19 protein-coding genes and 1 tRNA gene are annotated in these 20,490 nt (G+C 67.8%); 11 read left to right on the plus strand and 9 right to left on the minus strand.

What is annotated here, in order from left to right:
- Positions 1-472: hypothetical protein (locus tag Q0V34_RS16015; RefSeq protein WP_297513731.1), on the minus strand; the 472-nt coding region annotated here is incomplete at its 3' end.
- On the opposite strand from Q0V34_RS16015, the gene Q0V34_RS16020 reads away from it, so the two are divergent.
- Together Q0V34_RS16020 and gatB are read left to right on the plus strand one after the other, a co-directional pair.
- A complete protein-coding gene (locus Q0V34_RS16020) occupies positions 465-1,067 on the plus strand; it encodes an endonuclease domain-containing protein (RefSeq protein WP_297513733.1) in 603 nt (200 codons plus the stop codon). The genes Q0V34_RS16015 and Q0V34_RS16020 overlap by 8 nt on opposite strands.
- Entirely contained in the window at positions 1,060-2,562 is a 1,503-nt protein-coding gene (gene gatB, locus Q0V34_RS16025) for an Asp-tRNA(Asn)/Glu-tRNA(Gln) amidotransferase subunit GatB (protein WP_297513735.1), read from the plus strand. Before Q0V34_RS16020 ends, gatB begins: the two co-directional genes overlap by 8 nt.
- A gap of 74 nt (positions 2,563-2,636) precedes the next feature.
- On the opposite strand, the gene Q0V34_RS16030 is transcribed toward gatB, so the two are convergent.
- Both Q0V34_RS16030 and Q0V34_RS16035 read right to left on the minus strand, forming a co-directional pair.
- Positions 2,637-3,023, minus strand: a complete 387-nt coding sequence (locus Q0V34_RS16030) for a proteophosphoglycan 5 (protein WP_297513738.1) — start codon at positions 3,021-3,023, stop codon at positions 2,637-2,639.
- Between the two features lie 191 nt (positions 3,024-3,214).
- Positions 3,215-3,682: an RcnB family protein gene (locus tag Q0V34_RS16035; RefSeq protein ID WP_297513741.1), complete on the minus strand. Its 468-nt coding sequence runs from the start codon at positions 3,680-3,682 to the stop codon at positions 3,215-3,217.
- 193 nt (positions 3,683-3,875) lie between these two features.
- Here Q0V34_RS16035 and Q0V34_RS16040 point away from each other — a divergent pair, with 193 nt between their 5' ends.
- Together Q0V34_RS16040 and Q0V34_RS16045 are read left to right on the plus strand one after the other, a co-directional pair.
- The gene (locus tag Q0V34_RS16040) at positions 3,876-4,601 is read left to right on the plus strand and encodes a glutathione S-transferase N-terminal domain-containing protein (protein WP_297513744.1); all 726 of its coding nucleotides are present in this window, start codon (positions 3,876-3,878) and stop codon (positions 4,599-4,601) included.
- 172 nt (positions 4,602-4,773) lie between these two features.
- Positions 4,774-5,055: a sel1 repeat family protein gene (locus Q0V34_RS16045; protein ID WP_297513747.1), complete on the plus strand. Its 282-nt coding sequence runs from the start codon at positions 4,774-4,776 to the stop codon at positions 5,053-5,055.
- 43 nt (positions 5,056-5,098) lie between these two features.
- Here Q0V34_RS16045 and Q0V34_RS16050 read toward each other — a convergent pair whose 3' ends face one another.
- On the minus strand, positions 5,099-5,839 hold the full coding sequence (locus Q0V34_RS16050) for a polysaccharide biosynthesis/export family protein (protein ID WP_297513750.1): 741 nt from the start codon (positions 5,837-5,839) through the stop codon (positions 5,099-5,101).
- A gap of 85 nt (positions 5,840-5,924) precedes the next feature.
- Here Q0V34_RS16050 and Q0V34_RS16055 point away from each other — a divergent pair, with 85 nt between their 5' ends.
- From Q0V34_RS16055 to Q0V34_RS16065, 3 genes are all read left to right on the plus strand, one after another.
- Positions 5,925-7,424, plus strand: coding sequence for a GumC family protein (locus tag Q0V34_RS16055; RefSeq protein ID WP_297513753.1), 1,500 nt, complete (start codon positions 5,925-5,927; stop codon positions 7,422-7,424).
- A gap of 74 nt (positions 7,425-7,498) precedes the next feature.
- Positions 7,499-8,200: a sugar kinase gene (locus Q0V34_RS16060; RefSeq protein ID WP_297513756.1), complete on the plus strand. Its 702-nt coding sequence runs from the start codon at positions 7,499-7,501 to the stop codon at positions 8,198-8,200.
- Between the two features lie 98 nt (positions 8,201-8,298).
- Positions 8,299-9,477 (plus strand): O-antigen ligase, encoded by a 1,179-nt coding sequence (locus Q0V34_RS16065; protein WP_297513823.1) that lies wholly within the window; start codon positions 8,299-8,301, stop codon positions 9,475-9,477.
- On the opposite strand, the gene Q0V34_RS16070 is transcribed toward Q0V34_RS16065, so the two are convergent.
- The 4 genes from Q0V34_RS16070 to Q0V34_RS16085 are packed head-to-tail and all read right to left on the minus strand — an operon-like array spanning position 9,474 to position 14,116.
- Positions 9,474-10,247, minus strand: coding sequence for a polysaccharide deacetylase family protein (locus Q0V34_RS16070; protein WP_297513759.1), 774 nt, complete (start codon positions 10,245-10,247; stop codon positions 9,474-9,476). The two genes, Q0V34_RS16065 and Q0V34_RS16070, sit on opposite strands and share 4 nt — an antisense overlap.
- A complete protein-coding gene (locus tag Q0V34_RS16075; protein ID WP_297513762.1) occupies positions 10,247-11,176 on the minus strand; it encodes a glycosyltransferase family 2 protein in 930 nt (309 codons plus the stop codon). Before Q0V34_RS16075 ends, Q0V34_RS16070 begins: the two co-directional genes overlap by 1 nt.
- Entirely contained in the window at positions 11,173-12,612 is a 1,440-nt protein-coding gene (locus Q0V34_RS16080) for a lipopolysaccharide biosynthesis protein (RefSeq protein WP_297513765.1), read from the minus strand. The genes Q0V34_RS16075 and Q0V34_RS16080 overlap by 4 nt, the downstream gene beginning before the upstream one ends.
- A gap of 10 nt (positions 12,613-12,622) precedes the next feature.
- Entirely contained in the window at positions 12,623-14,116 is a 1,494-nt protein-coding gene (locus tag Q0V34_RS16085) for an exopolysaccharide biosynthesis polyprenyl glycosylphosphotransferase (protein ID WP_297513769.1), read from the minus strand.
- 141 nt (positions 14,117-14,257) lie between these two features.
- Between Q0V34_RS16085 and Q0V34_RS16090 the strand changes: the two genes are divergently transcribed.
- A tRNA-Ser gene (locus Q0V34_RS16090) sits at positions 14,258-14,348 on the plus strand.
- A gap of 69 nt (positions 14,349-14,417) precedes the next feature.
- Here the strand turns inward: Q0V34_RS16090 and Q0V34_RS16095 are convergent.
- Positions 14,418-14,585 (minus strand): hypothetical protein, encoded by a 168-nt coding sequence (locus tag Q0V34_RS16095; protein WP_297513774.1) that lies wholly within the window; start codon positions 14,583-14,585, stop codon positions 14,418-14,420.
- A gap of 205 nt (positions 14,586-14,790) precedes the next feature.
- Between Q0V34_RS16095 and Q0V34_RS16100 the strand changes: the two genes are divergently transcribed.
- The 3 genes from Q0V34_RS16100 (at position 14,791) to Q0V34_RS16110 (ending at position 20,490) form a co-directional block, all read left to right on the plus strand.
- Positions 14,791-15,831, plus strand: coding sequence for a LacI family DNA-binding transcriptional regulator (locus Q0V34_RS16100; protein WP_297513777.1), 1,041 nt, complete (start codon positions 14,791-14,793; stop codon positions 15,829-15,831).
- A gap of 156 nt (positions 15,832-15,987) precedes the next feature.
- The gene (locus tag Q0V34_RS16105; RefSeq protein ID WP_297513778.1) at positions 15,988-18,843 is read left to right on the plus strand and encodes a TonB-dependent receptor; all 2,856 of its coding nucleotides are present in this window, start codon (positions 15,988-15,990) and stop codon (positions 18,841-18,843) included.
- A 117-nt stretch (positions 18,844-18,960) separates the two neighbouring features.
- Complete coding sequence (locus tag Q0V34_RS16110; RefSeq protein WP_297513781.1) at positions 18,961-20,490, plus strand: tryptophan halogenase family protein; 1,530 nt, start codon at positions 18,961-18,963, stop codon at positions 20,488-20,490.

The following is a 20,490-nucleotide window of genomic DNA, read 5'->3' on the forward strand; positions in this document are numbered from 1 at the left end:
CCTCGGCCGAGGCGCTCGCGGCGTCCGGCGCGCTGGCTTCGGTCGGCGCGGCGCGGCGGGCCGTGGCGCGAACCGGGGCGGCGCGCGGCGTGCTGGCGCGAGCGACCGGAGCTGGGGCTGGCGTCTCGTTGGCGGCGACCTCGGTCGGCCGCGGGACCGGCGACGGCGTGGCCTCCGGGGGCAGCGGCGCCTTCAAAGGCGCGGGGCTTTCGGCGGCGGCGGTCTGCAACGATCGCTGGTCCGTCGGCGCTTCATTGCGGTTAGCCGTCATGGCCCAGATCAGGCCGCCGGCGACGACCGCGACGACCGGAACGCCGACCAGAAGCGGCAGGTTGTTCGAGGCCTTGCGGCTCGGCGTGCGGGCATAGACCGGCTGCTGCGGAAACAAAGCCGAAGCATTCGCGTCCGTCGCGACGGCCGGTTCCGCCGCGTCGAAATTGAGCGTCGGGCGGTTGGTGTAAGCGGTGGGCATTTCTACCTCCGTGAATGAGCAGTTCGCTGAATCGAACGGCGCGACAACTCAACGGTTCCGCGATCATGAAATGGCGCCGGAACTGACAAGAAATAGCCGTTTTCTGTCGCGCCGCGCGCGGTTCTCTTCCAATAGTCTCCCTCCCCTTCATGGGGAGGGTGGCCGCGAAGCGGTCGGGTGGGTCAGCGCCATGAGCGTGGTTCGCGCGGGGGCTTTTCGAAAGGCTATGACCTCGGCGGAGGTCAGGCTGTGGATGCGGCTGCGGAAATTGAGGGCGGCCGGCTTTCACATCCGCCGCCAGGCCCCTTTCCGAGGCTACATTCTCGACTTCGTCTGTTTCGATCGCCGCCTTGTCGTCGAGGTGGACGGTGACCAGCATGGCGAGCCTGAGCAAGCCGTGCACGACGCCCTTCGCGACCAAGTTCTGCGGCGAGAAGGCTTCCAAACCTTGCGTTTCTGGAACCGGGCGGTGCATGAGGATATCGACGCGGTGATGGACGTGATTTGCCATGCCCTCGCCGCCGCGAGCCCCACCCGGCCGCTCCGCGGCCACCCTCCCCACGAGGGGGAGGGAGGAAGTTTAAGAGATGACTGAAGCAACGTCTTCCAAGCAGATCCAAGGCCGCACCGGCCCGTGGGAAATGGTCCTCGGTCTCGAGGTGCACGCCCAGGTCGCCAGCAAGTCCAAGCTCTTCTCCGGCGCCGCCGTCGGCTTCGGCGCGGGGCCGAACGAGCAGGTCAGCCTCGTCGACGCGGCCATGCCGGGCATGCTGCCGGTGCTGAACAGGTTCTGCGTCGAGCAGGCCGTGAAGACCGGCCTTGGCCTGAAGGCCCAGATCAATCTGAAGAGCCGCTTCGACCGGAAGAACTACTTCTATCCCGACCTGCCGCAGGGCTATCAGATCAGCCAGTTCGACCAGCCGATCGTCGGCGAGGGCGTGGTGGTCGTCGAGCGCGACGACGGCACGACCTTCGACGTCCGCATCGAGCGTCTGCACCTGGAGCAGGACGCCGGCAAGTCGCTGCACGATCAGGATCCGAACGCGACCTATGTCGACCTGAACCGCGCGGGCACGGCGCTGATGGAGATCGTCTCCAAGCCCGACATGCGCACCGCCGAAGAGGCCGCCGCCTACGTCAAGAAGCTGCGGACGATCCTCGTCTATCTCGGCACCTGCGACGGCGACATGGAGAAGGGCAACCTGCGCGCCGACGTCAACGTCTCGGTCTGCCGTCCGGGCGACTACGAGAAGTTCCGCGCCACCGGCGACTTCAAGCACCTGGGCACGCGCTGCGAGATCAAGAACGTCAACTCGTACCGCTACATCCAGCAGGCCATCGAGTACGAGGCCCGTCGCCAGATCGAGATCCTGGAAGACGGCGGCAAGATCGACCAGGAGACCCGCCTGTTCGACCCGAACAAGGGCGAGACCCGCTCGATGCGCAGCAAGGAAGAGGCGCACGACTACCGCTACTTCCCCGATCCGGACCTGCTGCCGCTGGTGCTGGACCCGGCCTGGGTGAAGTCGATCGAGGAAACCCTGCCGGAGCTGCCGGACGCCAAGAAGGCGCGCCTGCAGAGCCAGTATGGCCTGTCGGCCTACGACGCCGGCGTGCTGATCATCGACGCCGACCGCGCCGACTATTTCGAGGCGGCGGCGAAAGGGCGCGACGCCAAGCTGGTGGCCAACTGGGTGACCAACGAACTGCTGGCCAAGCTGTCGGCGGCGGGGACCTCGTTCACTGAAACGCCGCTGCCGCACACCGACATCGCCCAGTTGGTCGAGCTGATCGAGAACGGCACCATCTCGTCGAAGATCGCCAAGGAAGTCTTCGAGCACATGTGGGCCGGCGAGGGCCGTCCCGCCGAGATCGTCGAGAAGCGCGGCCTGGTTCAGATCAACGACACGGGCGCTATCGAGAAGGCCATCGACGACCTGATCGCCGGCAATCCCGACAAGGCCGAGGCCGTCAAGGACAAGCCCCAGGCGCTGGGCTGGTTCGTCGGCCAGGTCATGAAGGCCACCGGCGGCAAGGCCAATCCGGGCACGGTCAACGAGCTGCTGCGCAAGAAGCTCGGCGTCGAATAGATCGATCCGAGCCAGAAACGACGAGGGCCCGCGGTGGAAGCCGCGGGCCCTTCTTCGTTGATGCGAACGTCTTCTTATTGCGGCGTCTGGGGACGCGAGGTGTTGCCGGTCGAGTCCGGCGTCGTGGTCGTGCTGGCGGCCGGATCCCGATGCTTCTTGTGCTTCTTGGACGTCTTGGCGCTCCGGTCGTCGGCGGTCGTCGCGCGCGACGAGTCGTCGGTAGCGGGCGCGGTGGCCGAGCTCGGGGTCCCGGCGTCGCTGGCCGGGGCGGCCGTGTCCGGAGAGGTCTGGCTCGTGGTGCTCGACGTCGTGCTCGGCGAGGTGGTCGGCGCCTGGGTCGTCGGCATCGGCTGAGGATTGGCCGGCGAGGTTTGCGGGAGGGTGGACTGGGCCAAGGCCGCGCCGGCAAAGGCGGCGGTCGCGAGGGCCAGGGCGGCGGTGGCGGTGCGCAGGGTCTTCATCGTCGTGGACCGTGTTGCTGCGGCGTCGGACTGTGACGCCGAGTTCAGGCTGGCCCCCCATTGCGGCGCCAATGACTTCGTAATGAGGCTCTTTGGTCCCATCCGCGGCGGGGCGGGGGCGGCCATGGCGGCAAAACGGCGTCCGAGGCAGAACCCAGGACGCCGTCCGCTAAATTCGAAGTCGTTCAGGTCTAGTTGTTGGCGATGACATCGAAGATCAGGCCGGTCGCCACCGCGGCCAGAACGTAGTCATTGCCCGTGCGGTACCAATAGTAGCCGCGGGGCGGCGGGCGCAGGCGATAGCGGTAGTAGTCGTAGACCACGTAGTCGCGACCCCGATAATAGGGCGGCAGATACGCGCCGCGACGCCAGGCGTTGTACCCCGGACGGAAGCCCGGACGGCCATAATAGTCGACCGGCGGCGGCCCGTAGGACCAGCGGTTGTTGTAGTAGTAGCCGTTGTGGCGGCCGTAGTCCCAGCGATCGTCGCGGTCCCAGCCATGGTGGCGGCCGTCATCCCAGCGGCCGCGGTCACGATCCCAATCGCGGTCGCGGTGATCCCACCGGCCCCAGTCCTGGGCGGCGGCGCTGGTCGCCGTCGCGGCCATCGGTCCGGCCACGGCGGCCACGGCGGCGATCGTGAGCAGCAGACGTTTCATCGGATAGTCTCCTCGTGGTCGGGCCACGCCGTCGGCGTCGCCAAGAAATTTCCCTCGACCGTGAAACGCAGAATCGTCCTGTTCGGCTGAACCCAGGCTGAACGGGGCCGTCAGGGTTTCCGGCGCGGAGCCCTTGGCGCGGCGACGCGCGACGGCCATGTTCGGAGAAACGACGATTACGGGAGGAAAGCCGATGAGCCGTCCGATCGACCTCTACTACTGGCCCACGCCGAACGGCTGGAAGGTCTCCATCGCCCTGGAGGAGATGGGGCTGCCCTACGCGATGGTCCCGGTGAACATCGGCAAGGGCGAGCAGTTCCAGCCGGACTTCCTGGCGATCAGCCCCAACAACCGGATGCCGGCCATCGTCGATCATGACGGCCCCGACGGCGAGCCGATCTCGATCTTCGAGTCCGGCGCCATCCTGCAATACCTCGCTCGCAAGAGCGGCCAGTTCTATGGCCAGACCGAGCGCGAGCGGGTCGAGATCGATCAGTGGGTCATGTGGCAGATGGGCGGGCTGGGTCCCATGGCCGGGCAGACGCACCATTTCCGTCAATACGCGCCGGCGGTCATCGCCGACCAGCGCCAGATCGCCTACGGCGCCATTCGCTACACGAACGAGACCCATCGCCTCTATGGCGTGCTGGAAAAGCGCCTGGCGGGGCGCGACTTCGTCTGCGGCGCGCTGTCGATCGCCGATTTCATGATCTGGCCCTGGATCGTGCCGTGGAAGAACCAAGGCATCATCCTCGACGAATTCCCCAATCTGAGGGCCTGGTTCGAGCGGGTCGGCGCGCGCGGGGCGGTGCAGAAGGGTTTCAAGCTGGGCGCCGAACTGCGCTCTCAGGGGCTGCAGGCGTCCGGGCAAGCTGCGGAAGATGCTCGGAGAATCCTGTTTGGCCAGAGGGCGCGTTAACCCCGTGTATACTGGCCTTTACGCGCAGTAATCACTCTAAATAACCAGTATAATTCGACCTAAGTTCATCATCTTCGCGCGCTTAACTATATATTCAGCGGCGATGGACTTTTCTGCTCTCGAGCTCAGATCCGTCAGAACGACGGGGCGAGCTCAAGAGAGGAGATGAGCCATGATGTCGATGAATGAAGCGCCGCCGGCCATCGTCGCGACGCTGCCGCTGCCCAAGGCCGATTCCACGGGGGACGAGCTGTTCCGCATGGGGCTGCTGTACTCGACCGGTCAGGGCGGCGCGCCGCTGGACTACGTGTCGGCCCACATGCTGTTCAACCTGGCCGCCATGCGCGGTTCGGTCGAGGCCAAGGTCTATCGCAAGGAGCTGTCGCAAGAGATGGCCAGCGAGGATATCGCCGAGGCCCAGCGTCAAGCCCGCCAGTGGCTCGCCCACGGCTGAACCCGGCTCGCCGGGTTCAGGCCGCCCTCCAGCGCGGTGTCCGCTAGCGGACGCTCCCGTTGATGGCGTAGCTGAAGCTGATCGGCAGCAGGTCGCGGAAGTACTGCTGCATGAACAGTCCCGTCTCGGCCGCGCCGCTGCGCGGCACGTAGACGACATCGAAGCGGCGCAGGGGCACCAGATCCGCGCCGCCCGTGCGGGTCAGACCCGCCAGCATGTCCGCCGTCCGCATCATCGCTCGGCCGTCCGGGCCGCGGCGGATGATCACCACCTGACTGCGCTTGGCGCTGTTGGTGAAGCTGCCGGCCTGGATGATGGCCCGCAGGGCGTCGCTGTCGCCGGCCATGTCATAGACGCCCGGATTCTTGACCTCGCCGCCGACGAAGACCTTGAGCGGCGCGGTGGTCTTGACCGACACCTGGACCACGGGTCGCAGCAGCGTGCCGGCATAGGCCTGGGCGATCGCGCCCTGAAGCTCGTCGATCGTGCGATCGGCCGCCATCACCGGACGGGCCAGGGGCAGGGTGATGCGGCCGTCGGGCTGCACCGTCACCGTCTTGCTCAGTTCCGGCGCCGACGGCACCGCCACTTCCAGCTCATCGCCCGGATAGAAGCGATAAGACGGTTCGTCCTCGCTCCAGTCGGCATAGCCGATATTGGAGAAATGCGCCGTGGGGCGGGGCGCCGGCGTGATCGGCTCGGCGTCGATATGGCCGCAGGCGGACACCCCGCCGGCCACGAGGACCACGGCCATGGCCGTCAGGAAGTGCGTGCGGCTCTGCATGCGGCAAGTCTTAACAGGAATGGGTAACGAACCCTTAAGACCGCCCGCCCCAGGGTGCTGACTAGATTGAACCGCCCGGATTCGTATGTCGACGAGCGCCTGGACCAGCGTGCCGCACGACCCGCCGCCCCTGAGGGCGACGGGCGGCGAGCGCGCGCGCTACGCGCCGGCCGATTTCGTCACCCTGCTGTGGCGCGAGCGCGGTCTGATGCTGGTGGTCTTCCTGGTGATCCTGGTGCTGGGCGTCGGCTTCGCCACCACGCTGAAGAAGAGCTACACCGCGCAGTCGAGCCTCTTCGTGCGACTTGGCCAGGAATATGTCTACGAGCCGCGCGCTGGCGACGCCGGTCGCGGGGCCGTGCCGAACAGCGACCAGGTCATCCAGTCCGAAGCCGAGATCCTGGGCAGCGGCGAGCTGCGCGAGCGGGTGATCCGCAAGGTGGGCTTCACCCGCATCTTCCCGAACGCGGCGCGCAAATACGCGGGCGCGACGCCCGAGGGTAAGCGCAAGCTGATCGCCGAGGGCCGCGACTCGATCGGCAAGAACCTTAAGATCGAGACCGCGCCGGACAATTCGATCATCCGCCTGGCCTATCAGCACGAGGATCCCGAAGTCGCCGAGAAGGTGCTGAACACCCTGCTCGAGGAATATCTGATCTATCGCCGAACCCTGCTGATCGGCGGCGACAACCGGGTGCTGCAGCGGCAGAAGGACATCTTCTCGCGCAAGCTGGCCGACGCCGACGCGGCCTATCAGTCGTTTCTGAGCACCAACGACATCGCCGACTTCAACGCGCAGAAGACCGGCCTGACCCAGCTCCAGAGCCAGATCGAGCAGCAGAAGTATTCGGTGGACGCGCAACTGCAGGACCGCACCGGCCGCCTGGCCGCCGTCGAGGCCGAGCTGTCGCGCACGCCGCCGGAGACCATTCTGTACCGCGACACCGACATGTCGGCTTCGACCAAGCTGGCTCAGCTGAAGCTGGACCGCGAAGGGCTGCTGGCCCGCTACACCCCCAACGCCCAGCCGGTGCAGGACATCAACGCCCAGATCGCCCAGCTCGAGGCGGGCTTGGCGGCGGGGCGCACGAATGGCGAGGGCGCGCGTCGCAGCGGTCCCAACCCGATCTGGCAGACGCTCCAGACCACGCGCAACGACCTGCGGGCCGAGGTCGCCGCGTTGCAGAAGGTGCAGGAGACCTACGCCCAGCAGATCACCGACGTGAACAGCCGTCTCCTGCGCCTGGCGCAGCTTGAGCCGCAGTTCAACGAGCTGTCGCGCGATCGCGACGTGCTGTCGTCGAACGTTCGCGATTTCACCGTCAAGGAACAGCAGGACGAGGCGCAGCGGCAGATGTCGGCCGAGAGCAGCGACAATATCCGCATCGTCCAGCGCGCCGTGGCGCCGTCGACGGGCAAGAGCCTGAAGAAGCCGGTTCTGATCCTCAGCGTGCTGTTCGCCGGCTTCACGGCCCTGTGCGTCGGCCTGGTGCGGATGTTCCTGCGTCCGGGCCTCCAGACGCCGGCCTCGGCGTCGCGGACCCTGGGCATGCCGGTGCTGGCCACGGCCGGGCTCAAGCGGTGAGCGTTTTGGTCGCCTTTCGCCGACGGGGTTAATGGCGCAAGTTCAACGTTCGTGAGCGCGCGGCGATTCGGTGGATGGTGGACTTGAACGTCGAGATGACGGAGCTTTGGAGCGCGCTGGGCGCGCCTCCGGCCGGCCGTCCGCACGTCGTTCAGTTCATCTCGGCGCGGCGAGGTGAGGGGACCTCGACGGTCGCGCGCGAGTTCGCCCGCTTTTCCGCCCGCCGCGCGGGGCGCAGGACCTGGCTGATTGATCTGGATCTGAACAACCCCAGCCAGATGCGCGAGTTGGTCGCCGATCCTCAGCGGTTCGGCGCCCTCGGGCCGCCGGTGGCCGCTTCGCCCGACGGCTCGGCCTTCTTCACCGTGCAACCGCCCGCGCCGCGCCCGGAGGGCGGGGTCTGGCCCGACGCCAGGTTCCTGGTCGGTCACAGCGTCGGCGGACCCACCTTCTGGGTCGCGCGGTTCAATCGCGAAGCCCTGCGCGGCCGTCAGCAGGCGCATGTCATTCCCGCGCCGGACTACTGGCGGGCCTTGCGCAAGCACGCCGACGTGATCGTGGTCGACTGCCCGCCGATCGAGCGCTCGCCGTCGGGTCCGACCATCGCCCGCCACATGGACCAGACGGTGCTGGTGGTCGCGGCCGACCAGCCGGACGTGCGCCAGCCGGCCATGCTGCGCGACGCCATCACCGCGGCCGGCGGCCGTTGCGCGGGCATGTTCTTCAACCGGGTCTCGGTGGAGCCGCCGCGCTTTCTGAAGGCGATCCTGCCGTGACCTGGGCCAGCGCCCCCGACGCGCCGTGGGCGACGCCCAGGGCCGGGGATCGCGCGCGGCTCGCGCCGTCGCTGCTGACCGTGGGCGTCGCCGTGGCCATGCTGCTGATCTACAGCTCCGGCTGGCAATTGCCGCTGTTCGGCGAAAAGGCGGACGAGGCGGCGTCTGGCCTGCTCCGGGTGGCCTTTCTGCCCGCCTATGCCTTGGGTTTCATGCTCGTGGTCGGCGATCCGTGGAACATGCTGCGCGCCACCGTGCGCCAGCCGTTCCTGATCGTCCTGATGGGCGTCGTCGCCGCGTCGATCTACTGGTCGATCCAGCCCGACGTATCGATCCGCCGGGGCTTCGCGGTCGGCTGCACGACGATCTCGGGCCTGGCCCTGGCCGCGCGGTTCCGCTGGGCCGAGCTGGCGCGGGTGTTCGCCATCACCTTCGTCATCCTGATCGTCGCCAGCTACGCCGTCTGCCTGGCCTTGCCCCGCATAGGCGTCATGACCGAACTCTTTCCCGGCGCGTGGCGAGGCCTCTGGATGGAGAAGAACGCCCTGGGCGGGCTGATGGCCATGGGGATCTGCGTGCTGGGCGCGGCCAGCCTGCTCAATCCGCGCGAGGCCAAGATCTGGCTCCCCTTCGCGCTGCTCGCCTTCGGCCTTGTGATCCTGTCGCAGTCGAAGACCTCGCTGGCGTCGCTGGTGCTGGGCCTCGCGGCGCTGGGCTTCGTCTGGATCGTCCAGCGCGGGCCGGCGATCGGCGTGGCCGCCACGTGGGCCGGGGTCAGCGGCGCGGGCCTGCTGGCGGCGTTCATCTTCCTGGCCTCCGACGTCTTCTTCCACCTGCTGGGCAAGGACGCGACCTTCACCGGCCGCACCCAGATCTGGACCGCCGCCATGCGCCAGATCGAGGAACGGCCCTGGCTCGGCTACGGCTACGCGGCCGTCTGGAGCGACAAGTCGGGCTGGGGTCCCCTGGCCTGGATCGTTCACGACGCCAAGTTCACGCCCCAGCACGCCCACAATTCCTGGATCGAGCAGTGGCTGGGCATCGGCCTCTTCGGCCTGGCCGCCTGGGCGCTCTTTTACCTGCAGACCATGACCCTGGCGGTGATCGCGGTGTTCCGCAGCCGGGGCGCGTTGCTCGCCTTCCCGTTCCTGGTCGTCTACAGCCTGGTCAGCCTGACCGAGAGCATCGCGGTGGTCTATAACGACTTCCGCTGGGCGATCTTCGTGGCCCTGGCCGCCAAGCTTGCCTTCTCGGACAAGGCCCAGGACGAGGCCTAGAGGCCGATACGCCGCGCGCCCTCGGCGACGGTGACGACATCGAAGCCCTCGGCCACCGCCCGGTCGATCAACCGCTCGAGCGCCGCGGTGGTGCAGCCCCACTGGGAAGGCTTCTCGGCCACATCGTGGGTGTAGAGGATCAGCCAGGCCTTGCGCGCCTTGGCCTTGTCGAGCCAGGCGTTGGCGACCGCCTCGCCGTCGTCGCCCTCGATCCCGACGGCGGGGGCCTGGTTCAGGTCGGCGCCGGTGGCGATCAGGCCGTGATGCAGGGCGCGCAGGGTCTTGAAGCGGTCGGCCAGCGCCGTCTTGGCCGGGCCGCCGACGTCGCCATAGGGATAGGCGAAGTTGGCCGGTTCGCCGACGCCCCACGCCGCCAGGCGCTCGGCGTTCTGGTCGACATCCGCGAGCGTCACGGCCGTCGAGGCCTGGCCGCAGTCCAGGTGCGAATAGGTGTGGCAGGCGATCTCGTGGCCTGCGTCATGGAGGCGTCGCGCGTCCTCGCCCGTCGCGAAGCGGCCCATGGGACCGTCGCGGCCGGTGAGGCCCGCCGCGAAATAGTAGGTGCCGCGCAGGCCGCGCGCCTCCAGCGCCCGGGCGCCGGCCTCACAGGCGGTGGCGGGGGCGTCGTCGAACGAGAACGACACCATCGGCCGTTGCAGCGCCACCTTGGCCGGCCGGCGATGGGCCAGGCGGATCAGGCGGCGGCGCAGCTTGCCCTTCAGGCTCCGGTCGGGCTCGTAGGCGTCGACCTTGTCGAACTCGACCTGCATCAGACCGCCTCGATATACAGCGACGCGCGATAGAGGCGCATGGCGAAGGCGCGCAACGGCACGGGCGCGGCCTCGGCCAGCGCCAGGCGCTTGAGCACTGGACGCCAGACGTCGCGCAGGGGGACGCCTTTCAAGGCGCGGGCGACCTTATAGCTGGGATAGGCGGCGACGATCTCGCGATGGCTGGCCACCACGCGGGCGAAATTGGCCGCCGACTGCTCGTACTTGGCCGCCATGACGGGGGCGGGGTCGAGGCCCAGGTGCGTGGCGGTATTGTCGATGTGCAGGATCGGGTGCCGGCGCGCGACCCTCATCGCCCACTCGACATCCTCCCAGCCCCAGCCGGAGAAGCCCTCGTCGAATCCGATGGTCTCGAACACGTCGCGGCGGACCAGCAGGTTCGAGGTGAAGACGTGCTTTTCCGGGGCCTTGGCGCGCTCGGGCGCCGGCGTGCAGTCGCTCTTCAGCGCCATGGCGCGGTGCAGGGCGGTGTCGGGTCGGGGCGGCGTCTGGTCGAGGGTGAAGCCGCCGAACGCCACGGCCGCGCCGCTCTCGGCCACCGCCGACCAGCGCGACAGGAAGTCCGGCGCGTCGGGCAGCATGTCCGCGTCCAGGAACAGGAAGTGGTCGCCGCGCGCGTGGCTGGCCAGGCGGTTGCGGCCCTTGGCGCGGCCCTCGTTGGCGGACAGGCGCACGAAGCGAGCCGGAACGCGCAGGGCCTCGATCCGGCGGGCGATGCGTTCGGCCACGAGGTTGTCGCCGCCGCCGTCGTCCAGAACGACGATCTCGGCCCCGGCGGTCGTGTCGTCCAGGGCCTTGAGCAGGGCGCTCGGGTCGTCTCGGAAGGTCGGGATCAGCACCGACAGGCGCGGCTTGGCCCCGGCCCAGGCGGCGTTCTCCAGGCGAAGTTCGGTGATGGGCGCGGTCATAGGGCGGGAACCCTCCGGCGAACGATCAGGGACAGGCGGCCGCGCAGGCCGCCGATGTCGAGGCTCAGAACCGCGAGCCCGTAGACGGCGGCGCCGACGCCGGCCTTGAGGACCAGTTCCAGCACGCCGCCGGGCGAGGGCAGGGCGAGCACGCAGGCGGCCATGGCGAGGCTGGCGATGGCGGCCTTGGCCAGCACGTCCCACGGGATCGGCAGCGGACAGGCGCGGCGACCCAGGGCCCAGGCGACCAGCGCGCCCAGGCCGTAGCTGACCACCGTCGCCCACAGCGCGCCGTCGAGGCCGAGGCGCGGGATCAGGACGAGGTTCAGGATCACGTTGGCCAGGGCCGGCGCGCTCATGCTGACGATCAGCAGCGGCGTGCGCCGGGCCAGGGTGAAGGCCTGCAGCAGGTAGTAGGTGGTCATGCCCGACAGCCAGCCGCTGGCGGCGATCCACGGCGTGACGTGGGCCGCGCCGTCGCGCAGGCCCTCGCCGATCATCAGCTCGGCCAACGGACGAGAGACAAGGGCCAGGCCCACGGCGGCGGGCAGGGTCAGCGCGATCATGAATCCGGCCTGTTCGCGCGCGGCGTCGGCCAGGGCCGCCGGGCCGCCGCGCTCCAGCGCCGAGACCAGGGCGGGCGCGCCGGCCATGCCCAGCCAGATGAAGACGACGTCCAGGGTGCGGCTGCCCAGCGAATAGCCGGCGTGATAGACGCCGACGGCCGTCTCGCCGAGGAAGGCGCCCAGCAGCAGGCGGTCGGTGCTGGCCAGCACCAGGGCCAGGATCAGCGACATCGACACCGGCAGGCCGTAGGCGGCGTAGGCCTTGGCGAGCCCGCGGTCGAACTTTCCGCCGGCCATCCGTTTCAGCTCGCCGGGCAGGACCAGCGCCACGCAGACGGCCGAGATCGCGCCCACGCCGAGGATCGGCGAGGCCCCGCCCAGGCCGGCGAAGGCCAGCGCCGAGCCGATCGCGAAGCCGCCGACGGTCTGGGCGATGGCTAGCAGCGCCGCGCCGGAGACCTCGCCCGCCGCGCGGCGGCGCTCCTGGGCCAGTTTCATCAGGCTGTTGACGAGGGTCGACGCCAGGGCCGCGATGATCGCGATCTTCAGCGGGCCGTTCAGCGGCAGCAGGACCACGACGGCGCAGGCGAGGGGAACAGCGACCGCCGCGCCGAACCACAGGCGGTAAAGCGTGGCGAAGTGGTCCGCCACGCGCCCGTCCTCGGCCCGCGCGGCCAGGAACCGGGCCATGGCGGCCTCGGTCCAGGTCAGCAGGATGGTCTGGGTCAGGCTGCCGACCGAAAAGGCCAGGGCGTAGGCGCCGTACTGGGCTGGGTCGAGCACGCGCGTGAACAGAACGATGGTGAGCAGGCCCACCACGCCCTGCGCCACATTGACCGGGAGGTAGCCGAGAACGCCGCGCCAGAACATCGCGCGCCGCCTATCGCACCGCCGACCGGTCCCCGAGCAGGCAGGGGATGGTCATGACGATGACGTAGAGGTCCAGCCAGAACGACTGGCGCTCGATGTACTCGACGTCCAGCGCGACGCGACGGCGGACGCTCTCGGGCGTGTCGACCGGTCCGCGTGAACCCTTGATCGCGGCCCAGCCGGTCAGGCCGGGCTTCATGCGATGGCGGTGGGCGTATTGCGCGACCAGCTTGGCCGACTCCACGCCGCCGGTCTTCATGCCGATCGCGTGCGGACGCGGGCCGACGATCGACATCTCGCCGCGCAGCACGTTGAACAGCTGCGGCAACTCGTCGAGGCTGGTCTTGCGGATGAACTTGCCGACCCTGGTCACCCGGTCGTCGTTGGCGCTGATCTGGCGCGCGGCGCTGGCGTCGGCCATCTCGTGGCGCATCGAGCGGAACTTCCAGACGAGGATCTCCTCGTTATTGAAGCCGTGGCGCCGCTGGCGGAAGAAGATCGGGCCGGGGCTGTCCAGTTTCACGGCCAGGGCGACGGCCAGCATGACCGGGCCGGCCAGCAACAGGCCAAGGCTGGCCACCACCAGATCCTGGGCGCGCTTGATCCAAGCATGCCGCATCGCGGGCGCGGCGCCGGAGAGCTCGTTTTCGCCGCCAGCGGCGATGCGGGCCAGGGCGGCGGCGTCCTCGTCCGGTCCGCCAACGGCGATGAACAGGTTGAGCGGGTTCGGCAGGACGCCCAGCTTGTCGACCAATTGGCGCACGCGGGCCAAGGCCGTCGACTGCACCGTGATCACCACGCGGTCGACATAGGGCATGATGCGGTGGTCGAGCAGGGCCGTGGTGTCGCCGAGCACGGGGACGCCCATGATGTTCTCCGGCGCGCGGTCCAGACGATCGTCGAACACGCCCAGGACATTGACCTCGCCGGTGCGCATGGCCGCGTCGATCAGGCGCTCGGCGTTGGCCGTGGCGCCGACGACGACGATGTTCGGGGTCAGCCGGCCTTGCCGGCGGCCGCGCGCGATGATCGTCCACCAGGCGCCGTGCAGGCCGGCCACCAGCGCGGTGGCGGTCAGCAGGGTCCAGAAGGTGGCGGCCTCGGCCCGGCCAGAGACCAGGACGACCGTGATCGCCGCCAGCAAGGCCGCGGCGAGCGCGACGCCGGCCCTCGCCAGATGGTTGGCGAGGTTTTCCCGCCGTGGAAACGCGTAGGCGTGGAGGGCCCGCAGGGCGATCAGGACCGTCGCGGCCCAGAGGCCGGCGGCCAGCGGATGGCCTTCGACCGTCACGCCGACGGCGATCAGGGCGGCCACGGCGATATCGACGAAGCGGAAGGTGCGGGCGAGCAGTCGCGCGTCCAAGCGGGCGCGCGTCGGGATCAGTTCGCCCGGACGGAAAGGTCCGCGCCGGGCGCGGCCCGGATCGCCGCCACCGCCGCTTGGGACACGCGGCGCGGCCTCGACCGAGGCGACGAATTCGGCGTTGGACGCGGGCTGGGGCACGGGACGCGCGGGCTCGTTGCTGGAAAAACCACGTTCTGCTTACCGACACCGTCTGAGCGTCACGTTAACACTGGAAATTTCACGACATCCGCCGTTGTCATCGGGCGGCGAACACGCTATCGAACCGCTCCCTCTCAAGGAGGAAACGTGGCCGAGAGGCTGAAGGCACCGCTTTGCTAAAGCGGCATACCCCTAAAGGGTATCGAGGGTTCGAATCCCTCCGTTTCCGCCACTCCCCTTTTCCAGCGCTATCCAGAAGCGACACTTTCAGCGGAAGACAGCTTCTCCGGCTCTTGGTCATCTAGCAGCCGGTCCCCGCGAAGCCCTTCTCGCAGGAGCCTGCCTTGACCGCTCTGTCGCTTCGACAGCCCTCCCAGGCCCGCATTCGTAGCGCCTCAATCACGGCGGCGATGGCGGCCACGAATTGGGCGATGGCGGCGGTAATGATGGCGATTTCGGCGGCGGTCATGGTTTCCTCCTTTCGCGCCCTCGGGGGATCGCGATAGACGAGGAGGCGGGAGCCGACCGCCCCACGGCGAGCGGATAGGCGCGCGTCGCCGCGTGACGCTTGTTCACGCGGGTCGAGCGTGGCCCTGTGACTTGGGTGATCCAGCTCTGAACGCTTGTGTCGCACCGAATTGCCGACCATCCTTCGGTCTTCTAGGGGGACCGGGTTGAGGACCAAGAGACCGACCATCGACGACGTGGCCCGCGTTTCGGGCGTGGCCCGCGTGACGGTGTCTCGAGTGCTCAATGGCGCCCCCAACGTCCGCGAGGAGGTGCGGGCCCGCGTCATGCAGGCCGTCGAGCACCTAGACTATAAGGTGAACCCGCAGGCCCGCGGCTTGGCCGGCGGAGCCAGTCGGCTGCTGGCTTTCGTCTTCGCCTCGGACCCCGAGAATGACCCGAATTCGTATTACGAATCCGCGCTCGAGTTGGGGGCCCTGCGCGGTTGTTTGGCTCTGGGCTATCAGGTGCTCATCCAAAACGTCCCGAACCAGACGCCCGATTGCCACCAGCGCGTTCTCGACCTGATCACCACCCAGCGCTGCGAGGGTCTGATCCTTTCGCCACCGTACAGTGACGACGTGGCGTTGATCGAGGCGGTGCTGGCCCAGGGCTGCAAGGTCGTGACGGTGTCGCCGGGCGGAGCGGCCAAGAACCGTTTCGACGGCGTTGGGGTCGATGACGAGGCGGGCGGATATGACCTGACACGCGAGCTTCTGCGCCTGGGCCATCGCCGATTCGGTTTCATCGCTGGCCTTGAGGGCCACTTGTCGGCCGATTTGCGCCTGAAGGGGTTCCAGCGCGCCTTGGGCGAGCAGGGCCTGGGTGAAGGCGACTATGCCGTAGTGCGCGGCGATTTCACCTTCCGTTCAGGGACCCATCTTGCTCCCAAGCTCCTAGACCATCCGCTCGCTCCGACCGCGCTGGTTTGCGCCAATGACGATATGGCCGCCGGCGCGCTGTCGGCGGCGCACGCGCGGGGACTGACGATTCCGAGAGACCTGTCGATCACGGGCTTCGACGACGCGCCCGTCGCGGCCATTGTCTGGCCGCCCTTGACCACCGTGCATCAACCCGTGAAGATCCTGGGCCAACGCGCCGTCGAATTGCTGATCGCGCGCTTGACGGGCGGCGACGTTGCTTCCCCGCCGGTGTTCCAGCAGTTCGACCACGTCGTGGTGTCCCGTCAGACGACCGCGCCCGCCTAGCGCCCGTCAGCACCGGCGCTGTTTCAGCCTTGACAACGTTGTCGAGCCGTTGCCAATTGGAAGCGCTTCCATGGAAGCGCTTCCACGGCCGAGTTTGGTCGCGAGACAAGAACGAGAACATCGCCCGCGCGGGGGCGACTTCAGAGGGGAGAGCTTATGCGACATCGCATGACGCGCGGGGCGTCCGCGTCCATTCGTACGCTTTACGCCACGGCTTCGGCGGCCGCCATCACCTTGGTGATCGCAGGCCCGGTCCTGGCGCAAGCGAGCGCACAGACGCCGAAAGCCGACGATGACACGGTCGAGGCCGTGGTCGTGACCGGCATCAAGGCCAGTATCCAGAACTCGATCAACATCAAGAAGAACGAGACCTCGATCGTCGAGGCGATCTCGGCCGAGGACATCGGCAAACTGCCAGACGTGTCCATCGCCGAGTCGATCGCGCGCCTGCCGGGCCTTGCCGCCCAGCGCGTCAACGGCCGCGCCCAGGTCATCTCGATCCGGGGCCTAGCTCCGGATTTCACCACCACGCTGCTCAATGGTCGTCAGCAAGCCAGCTCCGGCGACAACCGCGCCGTCGAGTTCGACCAGTATCCGTCGGAACTGCTGTCCAGCGTCGTGATCTACAAGACGCCGGACGCCCAGGTCTCGGGCATGGGCCTGTCGGGCACCGCCGATCTTCGCACCGTGCGTCCGCTGGAATATGGCAAGCGCGCCCTGGCCGTGAACCTGCGCGGCGAGAAGACCTCGGGCAAGAAGCTGAACGACGACTCCCGCAACACCGGCGGTCGCTTCAGCGTCAGCTACATCAACCAATTCGCCGACGACACGATCGGCGTGGCCCTCGGCTACGCCCACCTGGATTCCCCGTCGCAGGTGAAGCACTATAAGGCCTACGGATACGAGGCCTTCCCGAACGACGCCACCTCGCCCGACAGCGCCGACGGCGCCCTGATGCTCAACGGCCAAGAAATCTTCGCCACCTCGCGCAACAACAAGCGCGACGCCGCGATCGGCATCTTTGAGTATCAACCGAACGATCGCGTTCACTCGACGCTCGACGTCTATTACTCGACGTTCAAGCAGCAGGAGCGGACGCGCGGCGCTCAGTGGTTCTCCAACCCCTATGCCGACGGGGTCACCTACGCGAACGTGACAACCGCCGACTTGGGCGGATCGAAGTTCGCCACCGGCGGTACGCTGAACCACGGCGTGCTTCAGCTGCGCAACGACTACAACACCCGCCAGGATCAGCTGTTCTCGGCGGGGCTGAACAATGAGTTCAAGCTTTCCGACAGGACCAAGTTGGTCGCCGATCTGTCCTATTCGTCGAATAAGCGCAAGGAACAGATCATGGAGACGTACGCCGGCTATGGCCGCGGCGTCGGCGGCGTCACCCCGGCCACGCCGGATGTGGGCCGCACCTATGACACCATCGGCTTCAAGGTCGCCGACGACGGCTTCTCGCAATACGACGAGGGCCTGAACTACGCCGACGCCAGCAAGGTCACCCTGGGCGACCGCGCCCCGTGGGGCGGCTGGGGCCACGACGGGGCCATCCGCTTCCCCCACGTCAAGGAGGACGTCACCGCGGTCGACGTGCATCTCGAGCACGAGATGGACGGCTTTGTCACAAAGCTCTCGGGCGGCGTGAACTATACCAAGCGCGACAAGGGCAAGACCGTTTCGGACAACGACCTGTTCCTGAAGAACGGTCGCCAGCAGGTCTATGTCGACCCGGCCGACCTCGTCTCGCCGACCAATCTCGGTTTCGCCGGATTCGGCAACGTGCTGAGCGTCAAGATCGGTGACGTCTGGAGGAAATACTACAACTGGGCGCCCATCCTCGACGCCAACTATTACGACAAGAACTGGGACATCACCGAGCAGGTCACGACCTTCTTCGCCAAGGCCGATTTCCAGACCGGCGCCCTGCACGGCAACCTCGGCGTCCAGGTGGTCAAGCAGAAGCAGGAGTCGAGCGGCGTCGTGATCAACGGCCTGGCCTCGGGCCAGCCGATCGTCCCGACCAAGATCAACGCCAAGGACGACTACACCGACGTCCTTCCCAGCATGAACCTGATCTACGACCTGGGCGGCGGCCATCGCCTTCGCTTCGCCCTGTCCAAGACCATGGCCCGTCCGCGGATGGACGACATGCGCGCCAACGTGACGCCGGGCTTCAACGGCCTAGTCTGCTCCAGCCAGCCCTGCGGCCCCGGCACGACGGTCAATCCGTGGTCGGCGTCGGGCGGCAACCCGCACCTGAAGCCCTGGATGGCGAAGGCCGCCGACCTGGCCTACGAGTGGTATGTCAGCCCCGCGACCTATCTGTCCGTGGCCGGCTTCTATAAGAAGCTCGACACCTATATCTACCAGCAGTCGGGCACGTTCGACTTCACGGGCATCCCGCTGCCGCCGGGGGCCAATATCCCGGCCGGCACGACGATCAACAACATCGGCCAGATCACCCTGCCGGCCAACGGCAACGGCGGCAACGTCAAGGGCGTGGAGTTCAGCGGCGCGGTGGAGCTAGGCCAGTTCGCCGACCTGCTGAAGGGCTTCGGCATGCAGGGCAGCCTGTCGCTGACCAAGTCTAACCTGAACCCGACGACCAACACCGATCCCAAGCAGAAGGTCCGCATCCCGGGCCTGTCGGGCACGGTCTACAACGTCACGGGCTACTACGAGCGCGGCGGCTTCCAGGCGCGGATCAGCCAGCGCTATCGCTCGGCCTTCAAGGGCGAGGTGGTGCAGCTGTTCGCCACCCGGGGCTTTACGGAGATCCTCGCCGACAAGCAGGTGGACGCTCAGATCGGCTACACCTTCCAGGACGGTCCGCTGCAGAACCTGGGCATCCTGCTCCAGGTCAACAACCTGACGGACTCCCCCTACCGCACCCGTCTGGGCCTCGACGGCGGCGGCACGAAGACGCAGAGCGGTGGCTCGCTGCCCGAAACCTACGAGAAGTACGGCCGACAGTTCCTGTTCGGCGTGAACTATCGGTTCTAGGCAGGAGGCCGGGCCCGCCGCGCTCCCCAGCGGTCGGGCTCGCCAGGCAAGAACCCATCGGAGGCGGGGTCGCCGGACGGCGGCCCCGACCTTTCGATCTCAACGGGAGGCGGGTGGTTGCAACCGCTCAACAAGATACTGATCGCCGGCGGCGGCTCGGCCGGTTGGATGGCGGCGGCGCTGTGCGCGCGCCTGTTTCAGGGCCTCTACGAAATCGTCCTGATCGAGTCCGAGCAGATCGGCACGGTCGGGGTAGGGGAGGCCACCATCCCCGCGATCAAGAAATTCAACGAGCTTCTGGGCCTCGACGAGGACGACTTCCTGCGCAAGACGCAGGGCTCGTTCAAGCTCGGGATCGAATTTCGCAACTGGTATCGTCAAGGCGAAAGCTACCTGCACGGCTTCGGCGTGCTGGGCCAGGACCTCGGCTGGCTGCGAGTCCACCAATACTGGCTGCGCATGCGCGAGCTGGGCCAGGCGCCGGCGTTCGACGACCTGTCGATCAACAATGCGATGGCCCGCGCCGCCAAGTTCATGCGGGCTCGGGCCGAGATGAGCGAGTCGCCGATCGGCCATATCGCCCACGCCTTCCACTTCGACGCCGGCCTCTACGCCAAGCACCTGTCGACCTATGCCCAGGCGCGCGGCGTCCAGCGGCGCGAGGGCAAGATCGTCGACGTGACCCTGCGGCCCGAGGACGGCTTCGTACAATCCGTCACGATGGACGACGGCGAGGTGATCGCGGCCGACCTGTTCGTCGACTGCTCCGGCTTCCGGGGCCTGATCATCGAGCAGGCCCTGAAGACCGGCTACGAGGACTGGACCCACTGGCTGCCGGCCGACCGGGCCATCGCCGTGCCGACCGAGCGCTCGGCGCATTTCACGCCCTATACCCGCTCGACCGCCCATGGGGCCGGCTGGCAGTGGCGCATTCCGCTGCAGCACCGCACCGGCAATGGCCACGTCTATTCCAGCCAGTACATCGACGACGACGAGGCCGAGCGCGTCCTGCTGGCCAATCTGGACGGCGCGCCACGCGCCAACCCGATGCGGCTGCGTTTCACCACCGGCAAGCGCAAGAAGATCTGGAACAAGAACTGCGTCTCGATCGGCTTGGCCAGCGGCTTCATGGAACCCCTGGAGTCGACCAGCCTGCACCTGATCCAGTCGGCGGTGATCCGCATGGTCCGACTGCTGCCGGACGGCGGCTTCGACCCGGCCAATATCGACGAGTTCAACCGCCAGACCGACTTCGAATACGAGCGCATCCGCGACTTCATCATCCTGCACTACAAGGCCACCGCGCGCGACGATACGCCGTTCTGGCGCTACTGCCGCGACATGGAGGTCCCGGCGACCTTGCAGCGGAAGATCGACCTCTTCCGCGCCAATGGGCGGGTGTTCCGCGAGGACGACGAGCTCTTCACCGAGGAGAGCTGGATTCAGGTCTTCCTGGGCCAGGGCGTGATCCCGCGGGCCTACGACCCGCTGGTCCGCGTCCATTCTGACGAGGCCATCGCGGCGCACCTTGGCGACATCCGCACCGTGATCGGCAAGTGCCTGGCCGTGATGCCGAGCCATGCCGAGTTCGTGGCCAAGACCTGCCAGGCCCCGCCGCTGCCGTCTCCCCTCGTCCAGACCGCCTGA

The sequence above is a fragment of the uncultured Caulobacter sp. genome, assembly GCF_947036865.1.
In the GTDB taxonomy this organism is placed as follows: domain Bacteria; phylum Pseudomonadota; class Alphaproteobacteria; order Caulobacterales; family Caulobacteraceae; genus Caulobacter.